Annotated in this window: 12 protein-coding genes; 3 read left to right on the top strand and 9 right to left on the bottom strand. The window is 63.7% G+C overall.

Annotation, left to right across the window (positions count from 1 at the left end):
- Positions 1-2: 2 nt before the first annotated feature.
- From rsmA to HRQ64_RS17935, 6 genes are all read right to left on the bottom strand, one after another.
- The gene (gene rsmA, locus HRQ64_RS17960) at positions 3-872 is read right to left on the bottom strand and encodes a 16S rRNA (adenine(1518)-N(6)/adenine(1519)-N(6))-dimethyltransferase RsmA (RefSeq protein ID WP_172125353.1); all 870 of its coding nucleotides are present in this window, start codon (positions 870-872) and stop codon (positions 3-5) included.
- A complete protein-coding gene (pdxA, locus tag HRQ64_RS17955; protein ID WP_172125351.1) occupies positions 869-1,879 on the bottom strand; it encodes a 4-hydroxythreonine-4-phosphate dehydrogenase PdxA in 1,011 nt (336 codons plus the stop codon). The genes rsmA and pdxA overlap by 4 nt, the downstream gene beginning before the upstream one ends.
- A gap of 38 nt (positions 1,880-1,917) precedes the next feature.
- On the bottom strand, positions 1,918-2,826 hold the full coding sequence (locus HRQ64_RS17950; protein WP_172125349.1) for a SurA N-terminal domain-containing protein: 909 nt from the start codon (positions 2,824-2,826) through the stop codon (positions 1,918-1,920).
- A gap of 93 nt (positions 2,827-2,919) precedes the next feature.
- Positions 2,920-5,184 (bottom strand): LPS assembly protein LptD, encoded by a 2,265-nt coding sequence (gene lptD / locus HRQ64_RS17945; protein ID WP_349236749.1) that lies wholly within the window; start codon positions 5,182-5,184, stop codon positions 2,920-2,922.
- A gap of 26 nt (positions 5,185-5,210) precedes the next feature.
- Positions 5,211-6,281, bottom strand: a complete 1,071-nt coding sequence (locus HRQ64_RS17940; RefSeq protein WP_172125345.1) for an LptF/LptG family permease — start codon at positions 6,279-6,281, stop codon at positions 5,211-5,213.
- Positions 6,278-7,339 carry an LptF/LptG family permease gene (locus HRQ64_RS17935; RefSeq protein ID WP_172125343.1) on the bottom strand — a complete coding sequence of 354 codons (1,062 nt, stop codon included), beginning with the start codon at positions 7,337-7,339 and terminating at the stop codon, positions 6,278-6,280. The genes HRQ64_RS17940 and HRQ64_RS17935 overlap by 4 nt, the downstream gene beginning before the upstream one ends.
- A gap of 208 nt (positions 7,340-7,547) precedes the next feature.
- Here HRQ64_RS17935 and HRQ64_RS17930 point away from each other — a divergent pair, with 208 nt between their 5' ends.
- Genes HRQ64_RS17930 through HRQ64_RS17920 form a run of 3 tightly spaced genes read left to right on the top strand, consistent with a single transcriptional unit; the run spans position 7,548 to position 10,103 of the window.
- Positions 7,548-9,023 carry a leucyl aminopeptidase gene (locus HRQ64_RS17930; protein WP_172125341.1) on the top strand — a complete coding sequence of 492 codons (1,476 nt, stop codon included), beginning with the start codon at positions 7,548-7,550 and terminating at the stop codon, positions 9,021-9,023.
- A 19-nt stretch (positions 9,024-9,042) separates the two neighbouring features.
- Positions 9,043-9,489, top strand: a complete 447-nt coding sequence (locus HRQ64_RS17925; protein ID WP_172125339.1) for a DNA polymerase III subunit chi — start codon at positions 9,043-9,045, stop codon at positions 9,487-9,489.
- A 53-nt stretch (positions 9,490-9,542) separates the two neighbouring features.
- Positions 9,543-10,103 (top strand): YitT family protein, encoded by a 561-nt coding sequence (locus tag HRQ64_RS17920; protein WP_172125495.1) that lies wholly within the window; start codon positions 9,543-9,545, stop codon positions 10,101-10,103.
- Here HRQ64_RS17920 and HRQ64_RS17915 read toward each other — a convergent pair whose 3' ends face one another.
- The 3 genes from HRQ64_RS17915 to HRQ64_RS17905 all read right to left on the bottom strand — a co-directional run bounded on the left by HRQ64_RS17915 (position 10,104) and on the right by HRQ64_RS17905 (position 13,298).
- Positions 10,104-10,925, bottom strand: a complete 822-nt coding sequence (locus HRQ64_RS17915; protein WP_172125337.1) for a DUF4344 domain-containing metallopeptidase — start codon at positions 10,923-10,925, stop codon at positions 10,104-10,106. It lies immediately after the preceding gene.
- Positions 10,926-11,007: 82 nt separating this feature from the next.
- On the bottom strand, positions 11,008-11,439 hold the full coding sequence (locus HRQ64_RS17910; protein WP_172125335.1) for a cupin domain-containing protein: 432 nt from the start codon (positions 11,437-11,439) through the stop codon (positions 11,008-11,010).
- Positions 11,436-13,298, bottom strand: coding sequence for an ABC-F family ATP-binding cassette domain-containing protein (locus tag HRQ64_RS17905; RefSeq protein ID WP_172125333.1), 1,863 nt, complete (start codon positions 13,296-13,298; stop codon positions 11,436-11,438). The genes HRQ64_RS17910 and HRQ64_RS17905 overlap by 4 nt, the downstream gene beginning before the upstream one ends.
- Between the last annotated feature and the right edge of the window lie 185 nt (positions 13,299-13,483).

Below are 13,483 nucleotides of genomic sequence, written 5' to 3'. Positions count from 1 at the left end.
ACCTATTGCTGGCTGGCCGCCGCTGCTGCCTGGCGCAGCTGCGGCAATACGCTCGCCATGGCGAGGAACGCACCAACAGGCAAATCCTCAGCACGTTCATCGCCCTTGAGCCCGGCGGCAGCGAGCAGGCCTTCCAACGGCACGCCCAGCGATTTCAGGCTTTGCCGCACCATCTTGCGCCGCTGTCCGAACGCGGCCTTGGTGACCTGTTCGAGCTGCTTGACCGCGATGGTGTCGTCCACCGGCTTGGGTACGAGATGCACCACGGCAGACGTCACGTTTGGGGGCGGCACAAAGGCTTGCCGACCCACATTGAAGGCAATCCGCGCATCGGTGCGCCAGCCGGCCAGGACGCCAAGCCGGCCATAGGGATCCTCGCCCGGCGCCGCGCAGATCCGCTCGGCCACTTCGCGCTGGAACATCAGCGTCAGGCTGTCCCAGAACGGCGGCCAGGGCTCGGCGGTGAGCCATCCCGTCAGCAGGGGTGTTGCGATATTGTAGGGCAGGTTGGCAATGATGCGGGTCGGCCCATCCGCCAGCGCACGGTAGTCCATCTCCAGCGCGTCGCCGCTGATTACGGTCAGCCGGCCAGGATAGGCTTGGGCAATCTGCGCGAGGGCAGGGAGCGTGCGTGGGTCGCGCTCAATGGCGATCACTTCGCGCGCCCCTTCGGCCAGCAGCGCCCGCGTCAGCCCGCCAGGCCCCGGACCCACCTCGATCACCCGCACGCCTTCCAGCGAGCCGCCCACGCGGGCAATGCGCGAGGTGAGATTGAGGTCCAGGAGGAAATTCTGTCCGAGTTCCTTTTTAGCGCGCAGCCCATGCTCGGCGATCACTTCGCGCAGCGGGGGCAAGTCATCGATCTGGCTCATGCCTTGCTCGGCTCCGTCATGGTGTCGGCCAGCCGGATGGCCGCAAGAAAACTGCGTGGCGACCCATTCCCGGTGCCCGCGAGGTCGAACGCCGTGCCATGGTCGGGCGAGGTGCGCACGATCGGCAGTCCTAATGTAACATTGACGGCGTCTTCAAACGCCACCGTCTTGATCGGGATCAGCGCCTGGTCGTGATACATGGCGATCACCGCATCATATTGCCGCCAATGGGGCGGATAAAACAGCGTGTCGGCAGGAATGGGACCGACTGCGTCAACGCCCTGGAAGCGCATTTCGGCCACGGCCGGGCCCACGATCTCCAGGTCCTCGCGTCCGATCGCGCCGCCTTCTCCCGCATGGGGGTTTAGACCGGCCACCCCGATCCGCGGCTCGGCGATCCCGAAGCGGTGCTTAAGATCACGATGCACGGCGCAGCCCGTCTCGACGATCAACTCCTTGGTGAGGAGCCCCGGCACATCCTTGATCGGGACGTGAATGGTGACCGGTACCGCCCGCAGGTCGCCATGGGCCAGCATCATCACCGGCAGCTTGGGCTTGCCGCCGCCCGCGCAAAGCTCGGCCAGAAACTCGGTATGGCCGGGGTGCCGGAAGCCGGCATGGTAAAGCGCCGCCTTGTGGATGGGCGCGGTCACCAGCCCACGACAATCGCCACGCAGCACCGCGGCCACCGATTGCTCGATGGCGCGGATCACCGCCTGGCCCGACAACGGGCTCGTTTTGCCGGGATGGTCTGGCACCAGCCCCTCAACGGCTGACACGGGCAAAGCCCGCGCGAACACCTCGGCCGCGTCAGCGGGCGTGCATTCCTCTACCGCCAGATCGAGGCCCAGCCGAGCCGCACGGGCGCGAAAGAACTCGGATGCGCCAAAGACGCAAAATGGGGGCAGGGCCTCAGCATGACGTCGCGCGAACAACTGCAAGATCAGGTCAGGCCCAATCCCGGCCGGTTCTCCCATGCTGATCGCCAGCGGCTGAGCCAAATCCATACCCCCCAAAGCAAAAGGCCCGCCGAAGCGGGCCCTGATTAGTTGTAGATGATTTTGGCGCGTTTGCGCAAATCGGCCAGATAGGTCTCGACCTGTCCCTTGAGCGCGTCGCTGCCCGCTTCGGCGCGCAGATCGCCCTTGATGAAGGTCAGGTCTTCCGCCTGCGTCTTCTGGCAGACCGCCAGCATCGACACGCCGGTTTCCACCACGCGCGGCTTGGTGATGCCGCCGGCGTTGAGCCCGGCCAGTTCCTTGGCAATGGCTTCGGGCAGCTGGGTGGCGTGCCGACGGCCCACATCGATCACGGCCGCGTCAGTAAAGCCGAGCGAGAGTTCCACCGCGCTGTCGCAGCCCGAAAAGCTGCTGCGGTAGCGATTGGCCTGGGCAGTGCGGGCGCCGGCGCCCTGGCCGCCCGGGGCCACGAAGATGATTTCCTTGAGGATATAATCAAAGCTCTGATAGGCCGCGACCTTGCTGGCCGCCTGCTGATCGAGCGCCAGGTCCGAGATCTGCACCTGGGGCATGATCGCCGCCTGGGTCACGCCGTTCCAGGCAATAGCCGCTTCCAGCCGATCACGCAGCGTGTCGATATTAACGCCGCTTTGCTGCAGCATCTGGATCAGCTTGTCCTGGCTGAGCTTGGTGTTACGTGCGATCTGGAGGATGCCTTCATCCACCTGTGCGCCCGAAACCTCGATGCCGAGCCGCTCGGCTTCCTGCATCTGGATGGCTTCATCGATCAACTGCTCGGTGGCGCCGCGCTGGCCGGTCTTGTTGCCTTCAATGGCGAACAGCTTGACGCGCTGGGCAATCTGCACGTCGGTGATCGGGGTGCCGTTCACGGTGACCTTCACATTGGCTGCCAAGCTCGGCATTGCCAAACCAAAGCTCATCAGCGCGCCGATCATCACAGCCCCGGCCGCGCGGGCCAAATTTCCAACCGCCATCTCGCTTATCCGCCTGTTGTTCGCTTGCCCACCTCCAATGGGGCGGGAACATCGTGGAGTCAATTGCTCACGAATACGGCCAAAATCGGTAACCTACTCGCCGCCGACGCCGACATTGAACCCTGCGGGCGCCTTGAGGCGGAACGATGCCGTGAACCGCGTATCGTCGGGGGTGGTGTGCGTTGGTCCAGTTCGGGTCGCCCCGGCGCCCAGTTCCAGATAGCCGTCGTCGTATACGACGCCGCCGCTGACCTGCAGCCACTCATTGGCCGCGAGATCCCAATAGGTGGCAGCCTTGACGGTCCAGTAGTCGGCGATGGGCACGCCCACTTGCGCGCCAATCTCATGTTGGTCGCGCAGCACGCCACCTTGGGGGTCGGCGGCAATATAGAAGTAATCGAGCCCCGCCGAATACCCTTCGGCCGAAAAACTCGCCCCCAGCCCCGCGCGGGCGATGTCCATGGTTTGGGTATCAACCTGCAGCTTGCCGCCAAATCGGGTATGGGGATTGAGGGCGCCATAAGCGCCCAGCACCGCATAGGATGCCCCGTCCTCAAGCCCCGTCCGGGCGCTGCTGAATGCAGGATCCGCGGTGACAAAGGCATTCTCACCTGCCAAATGGAAGGACTGGCCGGCAATCAGTTCGAGATAGCTGCCATCGGCGAAGTCAGCCAGATAACGGCCGCCGATATTGGCGCGCAGCCCGGTTTCCTGCCGATCGCTGCCTGAAAAGCGATTATACGAAAACAGATTGGTGTCATCGAAGACAAAGCTTTGGGCGTCGTCATTGGTGATGCCGACAAGCGAAGTGTCCGAGCCGCGATAAACCAGTTGCCCGATCGGCTCCACCAGATGCACCGTGGATCCATCGCTCGCGGCCATCGGGAAGCGCACATCCATGGCGGCGATTGGCGTTGCGCTCCAGAGCGTGGTTTCATCGGGCGCCACTGGCAAGGTGCTTTCGCCATTGTAATAGGCCGCATCGAGGCGCCCGCCCAGATAGGGTGTGGCGACAAAGCCGCCGGCGCCGATCCACTGCGTCTGCCAGCCGCCCTGCAGCATGGCGTGGGTCTTGTCGCCAGCAAAGCCGAACACATAGGGCACACTATTGGCAAAGGCGCGGTGATCGCCCTCACGCTGTACGCCTAAAAGGCGCGCGCTCACCTCCACCTGGCCATAGCCGGGCGCGAGGCGCTCGACATGGTTGAACCGGGCATTGGGCACCGCATCGCCCTGTCGGTCCTGGTCGGCCTCGGGCACATCGCCCAGGAGGTTGAACTGCTGCAGGCGCAGATCGATAAAGGTGTCACGCGTTACATTGGTCGCATAGACCTCGTTGACCGAGGCTTCGCGCTCTTCGAGGCGATAATCCTCGAAGAATGCCGCATCGGTGAAGGCCGAGTAGGACCAACCCACCGTCCAGTCCTCGACTGGCCGGAATGAGCCCGAGCTTTGCACCGCTCCGCGCCAGTCCTCGCGCGCTTCGGGGAAGCTGAAGGCGTCCGGTTGAAGCTGGTAGATCCCCGAGGCCTTGATCCGGAACGAGCCCTGGTCGAAGCGCTGGATCCATTCGGCGCCCAGCAACAGGCCCTGCCGGCTCACCAGCGCGGGCGACAGGATGATGTCGGTCCATTGATTGGAATAGGCCACAAAGGGCACTTCAACCTTGAGCCCGATTTCCTCGCTGGAGTCGATCGATGGCATGCGGACATTGGCCAGCGCGCTGTCGCTGGTATCGGGCAGCCAAAGGTAAGGCAGCCACGCCACAGGAAATCCCAGCAACGCCAGCGAGGGCTGCTCGAGCGTCAGAGAGCCATCTTCCTCATTGGAGATGATGCGCGCCGCGCGCATCGACCAGCCGATTCGCCGTCCCTTGGCGTCGATACAATCGCCGCAAGGCGAATAGGTGGCATCATTCAAAAGGGTTCGCAGCGCCGCGTCATATTCGACGCTGTCCGCCGTGATCCGGGCGCCGTCATAGGTGGTGATCGTCAGGGCGTTGATGAAGGCCTGCTTCATGCCACCCGTCACGCGCAGATCGGTAGTCTGTGCCACATTGCCCGAGGGGTCGCGCACGCTCACGGGCCCCGTGAACTGCACATCATTGCTGTTGCGGTTGAAGACGAGATTGTGCCCGGTTACGGTGTAACCGCTATAATTCAGCACCACATCGCCTGAAGCGGTGATGATCCCGGTGCGGGCATCAAATTGCAGATTATCGGCTTCCACCGCTGCAGCGGCTTCGGAATCGACGGGAGCATTGAAGAATTGCGCCGGCACCAGCCCTTGCGCCATGGCGCCCGTAGACAAGGCCAGCGCCAGCAGGGCACCCGCACCCGCCTTGCGGAGCGGCGACACCAAACCTGTGTTCCAGCCCCTGTTACTCACGCGCGCCCGTCTTCCTTATACAGCAGCACCGTTACACCAATAACGATCGCCACCAATGCCGGTCCAACTGCCGCAAACGTGGGGTCGAGAACGCCGGTCGACCCTGCGCGGTCAGCCATCTCGGTAATCACGAACACAACGAACCCAAGAACGATCCCCGAAAGAACCGCGGGGCCATAGTTAGCCGACCTTCGATAACCCGCAGTAAATGCAAATGCAATGAACAGCGATCCGGTAAGCACAAGCGGCAAGGAGAGCAGCTTGATCAGCCGCATTGTCGCTGCCGCCCGGATGCCCTCATCGGCAATCCCCGCGCTCACAAGGCGCGACAGCTCGAAAAAGGTCATGTCTTCGGTGGAGGCCAGCTTGAGGCTGATTTCGGCCGGGCTCGATGTGGTAGGCAGGGCGAAGTCGCGTACCAACCGTGCCGGGGCATCGGCCGTGCGCACGGTCGCTTCCGGCATCAGCCAATGTCCGTCGCGCAGCTGCGCTTCGGGTGCCTCGATGCGCGGGGGCATTTCGCCTCCGAGGGCATAGACCGTCACATCCCCCAGCACCGAGCCGCCCGGCTGCATGGCACGGGCGAGCAGCACATAGCGGAACTCCCCGCTGCGCTGCTCGAGCCAGATATCGTCCCCATCGGTGAGCATGGAGGATTTGCCCGGGGAGGTTGGATAAAGCTGACGGTTGATCTGGGTGCTCATCGTTTCGGCGCCCAGGGCAATGACAAAGCTCACCAAGATCAGCGCCACGGTGGGGGCGCGCACGATGCGCCAGATGGAGATACCGCTGGCGGCAATCACGGTCAGCTCATGGCGCGCCTTGAGATCGAGGAAGCCCAGGATTGCGCCCAGCAGCACGGTCACGGGCAGGGTCTTGATGGTCCAGCGCACCGCGCTCATCGCCACCATCAGGATGGCCAGCGGCACCCCCTGGTTTTCGGCCACATAGTTGAAGCGCCAGGTGTCGAGCGATTCCACCAGGGCGATCAGCCCGTAAAACACAAAAACGATGGTGGCGATGCGCCCGCCCAGCCGGGTGAGCACGAGGAGGTCGATCCGGCTCATGCGGGCACCACCTTGCCCGGCGCCCGGGGCCGCGCGCGCATCAGGATGATCAGGAGGGCGGCGACAATGAGCACGATCCCTCCGGTGGCCGGACCCCATGGGCTATAGGAGCTCACGCCCCGCTCGGCAAAAGCCAGCAGCATCACCAAGGCTTCCATGGGCACGGTGAACCTGCTGCGCCTGCCATTGGGAAAGCCCAGCACCGCGACCATCAGCAGACAAATGCCCAGAACGCTGAGCGCGGGTGCTTGCCGCTCCAGCAGGTCGGCGCGCAGCTCGGGCGTCCATTGCCCGCTCTGCAGTGCTTCATTGACTGCGGAAAGGCTGTCCTGCTCGCGGAAGCGGAAATTGTCCTCGGGGGTTTGCGTTAGCCGCTCGACGCTGAGGTCATAGCGGGCAAACGAGATCTGCGAGAACTGCCCCGTACTTTCGGTATATTGCAGTGAGCCATCGCGCAGCTCGAGCATGTAATTGTCGCCGTCCCGTGCCACCCGGGCCGAACTGGCGATATAGGTGCGCTCGGTGCGCGGATCGCGCCGGTCATCGGCAAAGAAATCGGTGATTTCTCCATTGCCGGAGCGGCCACCGATCAACAGCACAACGCCAGGCGTTACCTGGGTGAAGCGCTTGGGCTTGAGGGTGGAGCTGACGAGGTCCGCCGCGATACTGGTTTGCAGCAGGTTGACCCGCCGATTGGCCATTGGCTCGACAAAATTGCTCAGCAGCAGCACGAAGATCATCCCGCCCGCTGCCACGATGGCGGCCGCCCGCCACAGCGATCCCAGTCCATGGCTGGTGTGGATGATATGGAGTTCGCGATTGTTCTGCAGTGCCTGCAGGGCCCGGGCAACGCCGATGCCGATGCACACATAAGCAAAGGTCAAGGCTAGCGGCGGCATGGTGAGCAGCGCCTGCAGCGCCAGCGTCAGCAGATCCTGTCCCTTGACCGCCACCACGTCAAAGGATCGCAGGCAGTTGACCAGCCAAAGCAGCACGCACACCACACCAAACAGGATTACGGCATCGCGCACGAACAGGCCCGCCACATATCTCGTCAATCGCTTCATGGGCTGGCAGAAACTCGCACTACTCTTGGACTGTCGGAACGACCTTGAGACCTTTCCCTGCCCGGTTCAAGCGCGGGCCCGGCCGCAGGGGCCCTTTGCCGCGCCGCTGTTGCGGGATTGACGCGGGCCGAAAACCCCGTGAAAGTCCCCCTCAACCTTTGCGCACACTGCGAGCCTATTTCGCCAACAAGGCCATTCCATGCCCCAACAGTTTGATCTCCACACCGCAGCGCTGGCTGGCGCTGCTGCGCCTCTCGTCATCGTTTACGCCCATGAAGGGCAAGCCCCCGCCGGCGCTGCCGCTGGTTTGTGGGCGCAGACGGGGCTGGACTGGAGCCAGGTGAGCAAGGCTGCCACCTTTACGGGCAAGCAGGGGCAGGGACTCGATGTGGTGACGGCTGCGGGGCGCCTCCTTGTGCTGGGCGCGGGCAATGGGACGAGCGAAATCCCGCTCAATGCCTGGACCGACCGAGGCGGCTCGCTGATGGCCAAGATTCTGGCCAGCCGCGTGCCCACGGTTGCAGTCGTCGTCGATGAGGCCGGCGCTACCCCCGCCGCCATCGCCGAACTCGCGGCCGGGCTACGGCTGCGTCAATACAAGTTCGATAAATACAAGGCGGTACGCGAGGATGCACCGGCCGATCTTGCCGTCACCCTCCATGTGGCCGATCCCGCGGCCGTCGATGCCGCGATTGCCGATCGCGGCGCGGTGGTGGACGGCACGCTGCTGGCGCGTGAACTGGTCAACGAGCCGGCCAATGTGCTGGGCCCGGTGGAGTTTGCCGACCGTGTTTCCGAACTGAGCGAATACGGCATCAATGTCGAGATCCTCCTGCCCGAGGACATGAAGCGGCTGGGCATGGAATCGCTGCTCTGCGTGGCCCAAGGCTCGGCCCGTCCGGCTCGCCTTGCCATCATGCAGTGGCGTGGCGGCGATGTAGATGCCGCCCCACTCGCCTTTGTGGGCAAGGGCGTCGTCTTCGACAGCGGCGGCATTTCCATCAAGCCCGCTGCCAGCATGGAAGACATGAAGGGCGATATGGGCGGCGCTGCGGCCGTTACCGGATTGATGCTGGCGCTGGCCAAGCGCAAGGCGCCGGTCAACGCCGTGGGCGTGATTGGCCTCGTTGAAAACATGCCCTCGGCCACTGCGGTGCGCCCGGGCGATATCGTCAAGGCGATGTCGGGCACCACGATCGAAGTGATCAATACCGATGCCGAAGGCCGGCTCGTGCTGGCCGATGCGCTCTGGTACACCCAGCAGCGCTTCAAGCCGCGCTTCATGATCAATCTGGCGACCCTGACCGGGGCGATCATCGTGGCGCTCGGCCATGATCATGCGGGTCTGTTCTCCAACAATGACGAGCTCTCGATCCAGCTGCTCAATGCCGGGCTTGCCGCCAATGAAAAGCTTTGGCGCCTGCCGCTGTCGCCGGCCTATGAAAAGCTCATCGAATCGCGCTTTGCCGATATCAAGAACACCGGCGGCCGCCCGGCCGGCTCGATCACGGCGGCCCATTTCCTGCAGCATTTCGTCAATGATGTGCCTTGGGCCCATCTCGATATTGCCGGCATGGCCTTTGGCGCCGGCAATAGCGAGATCAACGCGTCCTGGGCGCCGGGCTTTGGCGTGGCGCTGCTGGACCGGCTGGTCCGGGACTTCTACGAGAACTGAGCCGCGCATCGGAGCTGGCATGGCCGAAGTTCTGTTTTACCATCTGGAGCAGCGCCCGCTGGAAGCGGTGCTGCCCCAATTGCTGGAAAAAACCCTCGAGCGCGGCTGGCGAGCGGTGGTGGAAATCGGCAGCTCCGAGCGCGCCGAAGCGCTCGAAGCCCATCTCTGGGCCTATCGCGACGACAGTTTCCTGCCCCACGGCTTGGCTGGGGAGGACACCGATCCGCTCCAGCCCGTGCTGTTGACCACCGGCACTGAAAACCCGAACGGGGCTGAGGTGCGCTTTTTCGTTGAGCGCGCCGTGCCCCAATCGGCCGAGGGCTATCAGCGGCTGGTTTATCTGTTTTCCGGGCACGATCCCGATGCCGTGGCCGAAGCGCGCCTCGCCTGGCGGGCGCTGACGCCGGGCAATACCGTGACCTACTGGCAGCAAAACCAGGACGGACGCTGGAGCAAACGCGCTTGACCCCCGACCTCGCCGCTCCCAGCCGCCACAGCCTTGCCGAAGACATCTTCGCCATGCTCATCGGCACCATGCTGGTGGGGCTGGGCATCGTATTCTACGCCGAAGCCACCCTCATCACCGGCAGCACGGCGGGTCTTGCCCTCCTTTTGCAATACGGCACTGGCTTGAGCTTTGGCCTGCTGTTCTTCGTCATCAACCTGCCATTCTACGTGCTGGCGGTGCTGCGCATGGGCTGGCCCTTTGCGCTTAAGACCTTTTGCTGCGTTTTGCTGGTGTCGTTCTTCTCTTCCGCCATCCCCACCTGGCTCGATATCAGGCGCATCGAGCCGCTCTACGCCGCGCTCATGGGTGGCGGCATGATGGGGCTGGGGATTTTGTCGCTGTTCCGGCACAAGGCGAGCGTGGGCGGCATCAATATACTCGCGCTGTATCTGCAGGAAAATTTCGGCATTCGCGCCGGCTATGTGCAGCTGGGGATCGACGCGGTGATCCTGCTCGCCGCCTTCTTCATCCTGCCGCTCGACCGGGTGCTGTATTCCCTGCTGGGCGCGCTGGTGCTCAATCTCATCATTGCCACCAATCATCGCGCCGGCCGATATGTCGGCTTTAGCTGACTAGAGCGCAGGGACGGCCTTGCCGGGCTTTTGGCTGGTATAAAGCTGCATATAGTCCTGCATCATCTCGTAGCAAAAGATGATCTCGCGCGTTTGCGGATCATAAAAGGCGTTGGCTTCCCCACAACGCTTGGCGTTGAGCTGCACCGGTTTGTGCAGGCTGTAATGCCCGCGCAATTCATCCGCCACCTGCTCGAACACGCCGCTGGCCTTGAAGGCATCCGCCGCCCCTTTGAGCCGTCCGCTCACGCTCTGGTAGGACACCTCGACCCGGGTCTTGCTTTTCTTGCGGTCCCGCCCGGCCAGGAGCTTCGCCAAACTGCGGTTCACCAGCCGGTAGTCATCCGGACAGGTGCCTTGCCGCCCCTCGTCGATAGCATAGGCATTGGCGATGGGAGCAAAGGCGCGCGCGTCGCTGCCCACCATCAGACACACGATCCCGAACGCGCGCTGCCGATCCAGGCTGTGATTGTCGTAGTAATCGGTGTCATCAAGCTCGGCACCATAGACCAGCCCCGACAACAGCCAGCCGCGCGCCGCATCGGCCAGCACGGCTTCGGCATGGGGCGTGCCCTGGTTGAGCAGCGTCCAGGTCGCCATGTTGTCGGCCGCGTCTTCCTCGCGCCCAAGCACCGGCAGCCCCAGCTGATGCACCAGCAGATGCGCCATTTCATGGTACAGCACGAACAGGCTGTTGTTGGCGGCAAATTGGATCACCCGCGCCCGCCGCTCGGCCTCGCTCAACGGCTGCGCCTGCGCCGCGCCGCCCAGCATCAGCAACAGGGACATGACAACGGCAAGGCCCGGGCCCCAAAAGCGCATAGCGGTTCTTTCCGGTCGTTGATCCCTCTTGGGGATTGTCGGGGGCGAGCGGAGTGGAGTCAACGCCGGCCGGGCGGCAGGCTTAACGCTCCGTAGGGCTCCAGCCGGGCGCCGCGAGCTCAAACCGGGCGAACTCAAAGCCCGGCGCCACCGTGCAGCCCACCAGCGTCCACTCCCCGCTGCTGCTCGCCGCCTGCCAGGCCCCGGGCGGCACCACCGCCTGCGGCCGCTCCCCGGCAAAGAGGTCACCCCCCAAGGTCAGCGCCCAGGCCCCGGTGTCGTCGGCAATCTCGAGCGTCAGGGGCGCGCCGGCATACCAGTGCCAGACTTCGGCCGCATCCACCCGGTGCCAGTGCGAACGCTCCCCGCCTTCGAGCAGGAAATAGATCGCCGTGGAATGGACCCGACCATCCGCCGCCGCCTTGTCGGCAAAACTCTGCACATACCAGCCACCCTCGGGGTGCCGCTCGAGCCCCAAAAGGGCAATCACCTCGGCGGCAGTGCGGCCGATCATGCCCCCTCCATGCTTTCGAGGTCCGCGCTCAGGGTCAGCCAGCTTTCCTCGGCCTCCTCGAGCTGGGCGTTCAAGCGCGCCTTGTCCTTGCCCAGGCTCACCACCTTGTCGGCGGGGCCGTTATAAACCTTGGGGTCCTCGAGCTGGGCGTCGATCTTGCCGATCTCGCTCTTGAGCCGGCTGATCTTGGCTTCCACGTCCTTGATCGAGGCCTTGATCGGCGCGATCTCGGCGCGGCGGGCCGCGGCCTGCGCCTTGGCGGCCTTGCGGTCTTCCTTGGTGCCGCCCCGGCTTTCCTTGGCGCCGGTGATGGAGCGCTGGTAGCTGTCGAGATCCTCGTCGAGCTGCTTGATCGTGCCGCCTTCGGCGATCCAGAGCGTGTCGCAGGTGGCTTCCACCAGATGGCGGTCGTGCGAAATGATCAGCACGGCCCCTTCATATTCGTTGAGCGCATGCACCAGCGCATCGCGGCTGTCGATATCGAGGTGGTTGGTGGGCTCGTCAAGGATCATCATCCCCGGGCCGCCAAAGGTGATGAGGCCCATCAGCAAACGCGCGCGCTCGCCACCCGAGAGGTTCTTGGCTGGCGTATCCATGCGCGATTTGGTCAGGCCCATCTGGCTGAGCCGCGAGCGGCGCTTGGCCTCGCTATCGGTGGGCATCAGCTCGATCACATGCTCGAACGGGGTCCATTCGGGCTTGAGCTTGTCCATCTGGTGCTGGGCGAAGTGGGCGATCTCGAGCTTCTTACCCTTGTTGAACGAGCCCCCCATCACCGGAATGTCCCCGGCCAGCAGCTTGGCGAAGGTGGATTTACCGTTGCCGTTGACGCCGACCAGCGCGATCCGGTCCTCGGGATCGATGCGCATATTGATGTTGCGCAAAATCGTCTTGTTGCCATAGCCCGCCGAAACGCCATCCAGCGTGATCATGGGGGTAGGGGGCTCGATCTTGGGCTGCTGGAAGGTGAAGGGCGCCGCATATTCATCGAACATCGCGGCGGGTGGACGCAGCTTCTCGATCATTTTGACACGCGCCTGGGCCTGCTTGGCCTTGGTGGCCTTGGCCTTGAAGCGATCGACGAACTTTTGCATATGCGCGATCTGGTCGAGCGTCTTGTCGCGGCTCTTGTTGTTGAGCTCCATCTGCATGCGGCGCGTATTCTCAAAGGTGTCGTAATTGCCTTTGTAGAAGGTCAGCTTCTTGTGCTCGAGATGGATGATCGAGCTCACCGACTTGTTGAGCAGGTCGCGATCGTGGCTGATCATGAAGACGGTATAGGGATAGGTGGCGAGATATTTCTCGAGCCACAGCGTGCCCTCGAGATCGAGATAGTTGGTGGGCTCGTCGAGCAGCAGCAGATCGGGCTGGCTGAACAACACGCCCGCCAGCGCCACGCGCATGCGCCAGCCGCCCGACAGCTCGCGGGTCGGCGCGTTCTGCCGGTCCTGCTCGAAGCCAAGCCCCTTGAGAATGGATGAGGCGCGCGCTTCGGCGGTGTGGGCATCGATATCGGCCAGGCGAATATAAATCTCGCCGATCCGGTCGGGATCATCAGCGGTTTCCGCTTCCGCCATCAGCGCGGTGCGCTCGGTATCGGCGGCCAGCACCACTTCGAGCACGCTCTCGTCGCCCGCCGGCGCTTCCTGCGCAACGGCGCCGATCCGGGCCTTCTTGTTGAGCTCGATCGAGCCGGCATCGAGGTGGATATGGCCCTGGATCAGGTGAAACAGCGTGGTCTTGCCCGTGCCGTTCTTGCCCACAAAGCCGGTCTTGGAGCCGGTCGGCAGCACCACCGATGCGTCCTCGAACAGCTCGCGGCCCTGGATGCGGTAGGTGAGATTGTTGATGGTGAGCATGGCGCAAGCAATTTCTGAATCGAGAAGGCAGCACAAAGCGCTGCGGAACAAGGCGGGCGGGTCAAACGCCGCGGCAAAACTGTCTTTGGAATGTTGGATAGAGTTAAGTGTCCGTTATGGCAACCGCCAGCCCTGCATGGCCGTGCCCCATTGTCGCGCATCCACCTGCGCGGCCCATGCGTTGG

The organism is Devosia sp. 919, assembly GCF_013185965.1.
Taxonomy (GTDB): Bacteria; Pseudomonadota; Alphaproteobacteria; order Rhizobiales; family Devosiaceae; genus Devosia.
Note: the sequence above shows the minus strand (reverse complement) of the source record. Positions and strands in the feature narration are given on the sequence as shown.

Bases quoted from the DNA above. Each gene is read 5' to 3' on its own strand.
- HRQ64_RS17940 (WP_172125345.1), bottom strand. From the start codon at position 6,281: ATGAGCCGGATCGACCTCCTCGTGCTCACCCGGCTGGGCGGGCGCATC.
- HRQ64_RS17925 (WP_172125339.1), top strand. From the start codon at position 9,043: ATGGCCGAAGTTCTGTTTTACCATCTGGAGCAGCGCCCGCTGGAAGCG.
- rsmA (WP_172125353.1), bottom strand. From the start codon at position 872: ATGAGCCAGATCGATGACTTGCCCCCGCTGCGCGAAGTGATCGCCGAG.
- HRQ64_RS17910 (WP_172125335.1), bottom strand. From the start codon at position 11,439: ATGATCGGCCGCACTGCCGCCGAGGTGATTGCCCTTTTGGGGCTCGAG.
- HRQ64_RS17905 (WP_172125333.1), bottom strand. From the start codon at position 13,298: ATGCTCACCATCAACAATCTCACCTACCGCATCCAGGGCCGCGAGCTG.
- pdxA (WP_172125351.1), bottom strand. From the start codon at position 1,879: ATGGATTTGGCTCAGCCGCTGGCGATCAGCATGGGAGAACCGGCCGGG.
- HRQ64_RS17915 (WP_172125337.1), bottom strand. From the start codon at position 10,925: ATGCGCTTTTGGGGCCCGGGCCTTGCCGTTGTCATGTCCCTGTTGCTG.
- HRQ64_RS17930 (WP_172125341.1), top strand. From the start codon at position 7,548: ATGCCCCAACAGTTTGATCTCCACACCGCAGCGCTGGCTGGCGCTGCT.
- HRQ64_RS17950 (WP_172125349.1), bottom strand. From the start codon at position 2,826: ATGGCGGTTGGAAATTTGGCCCGCGCGGCCGGGGCTGTGATGATCGGC.
- HRQ64_RS17920 (WP_172125495.1), top strand. From the start codon at position 9,543: ATGCTCATCGGCACCATGCTGGTGGGGCTGGGCATCGTATTCTACGCC.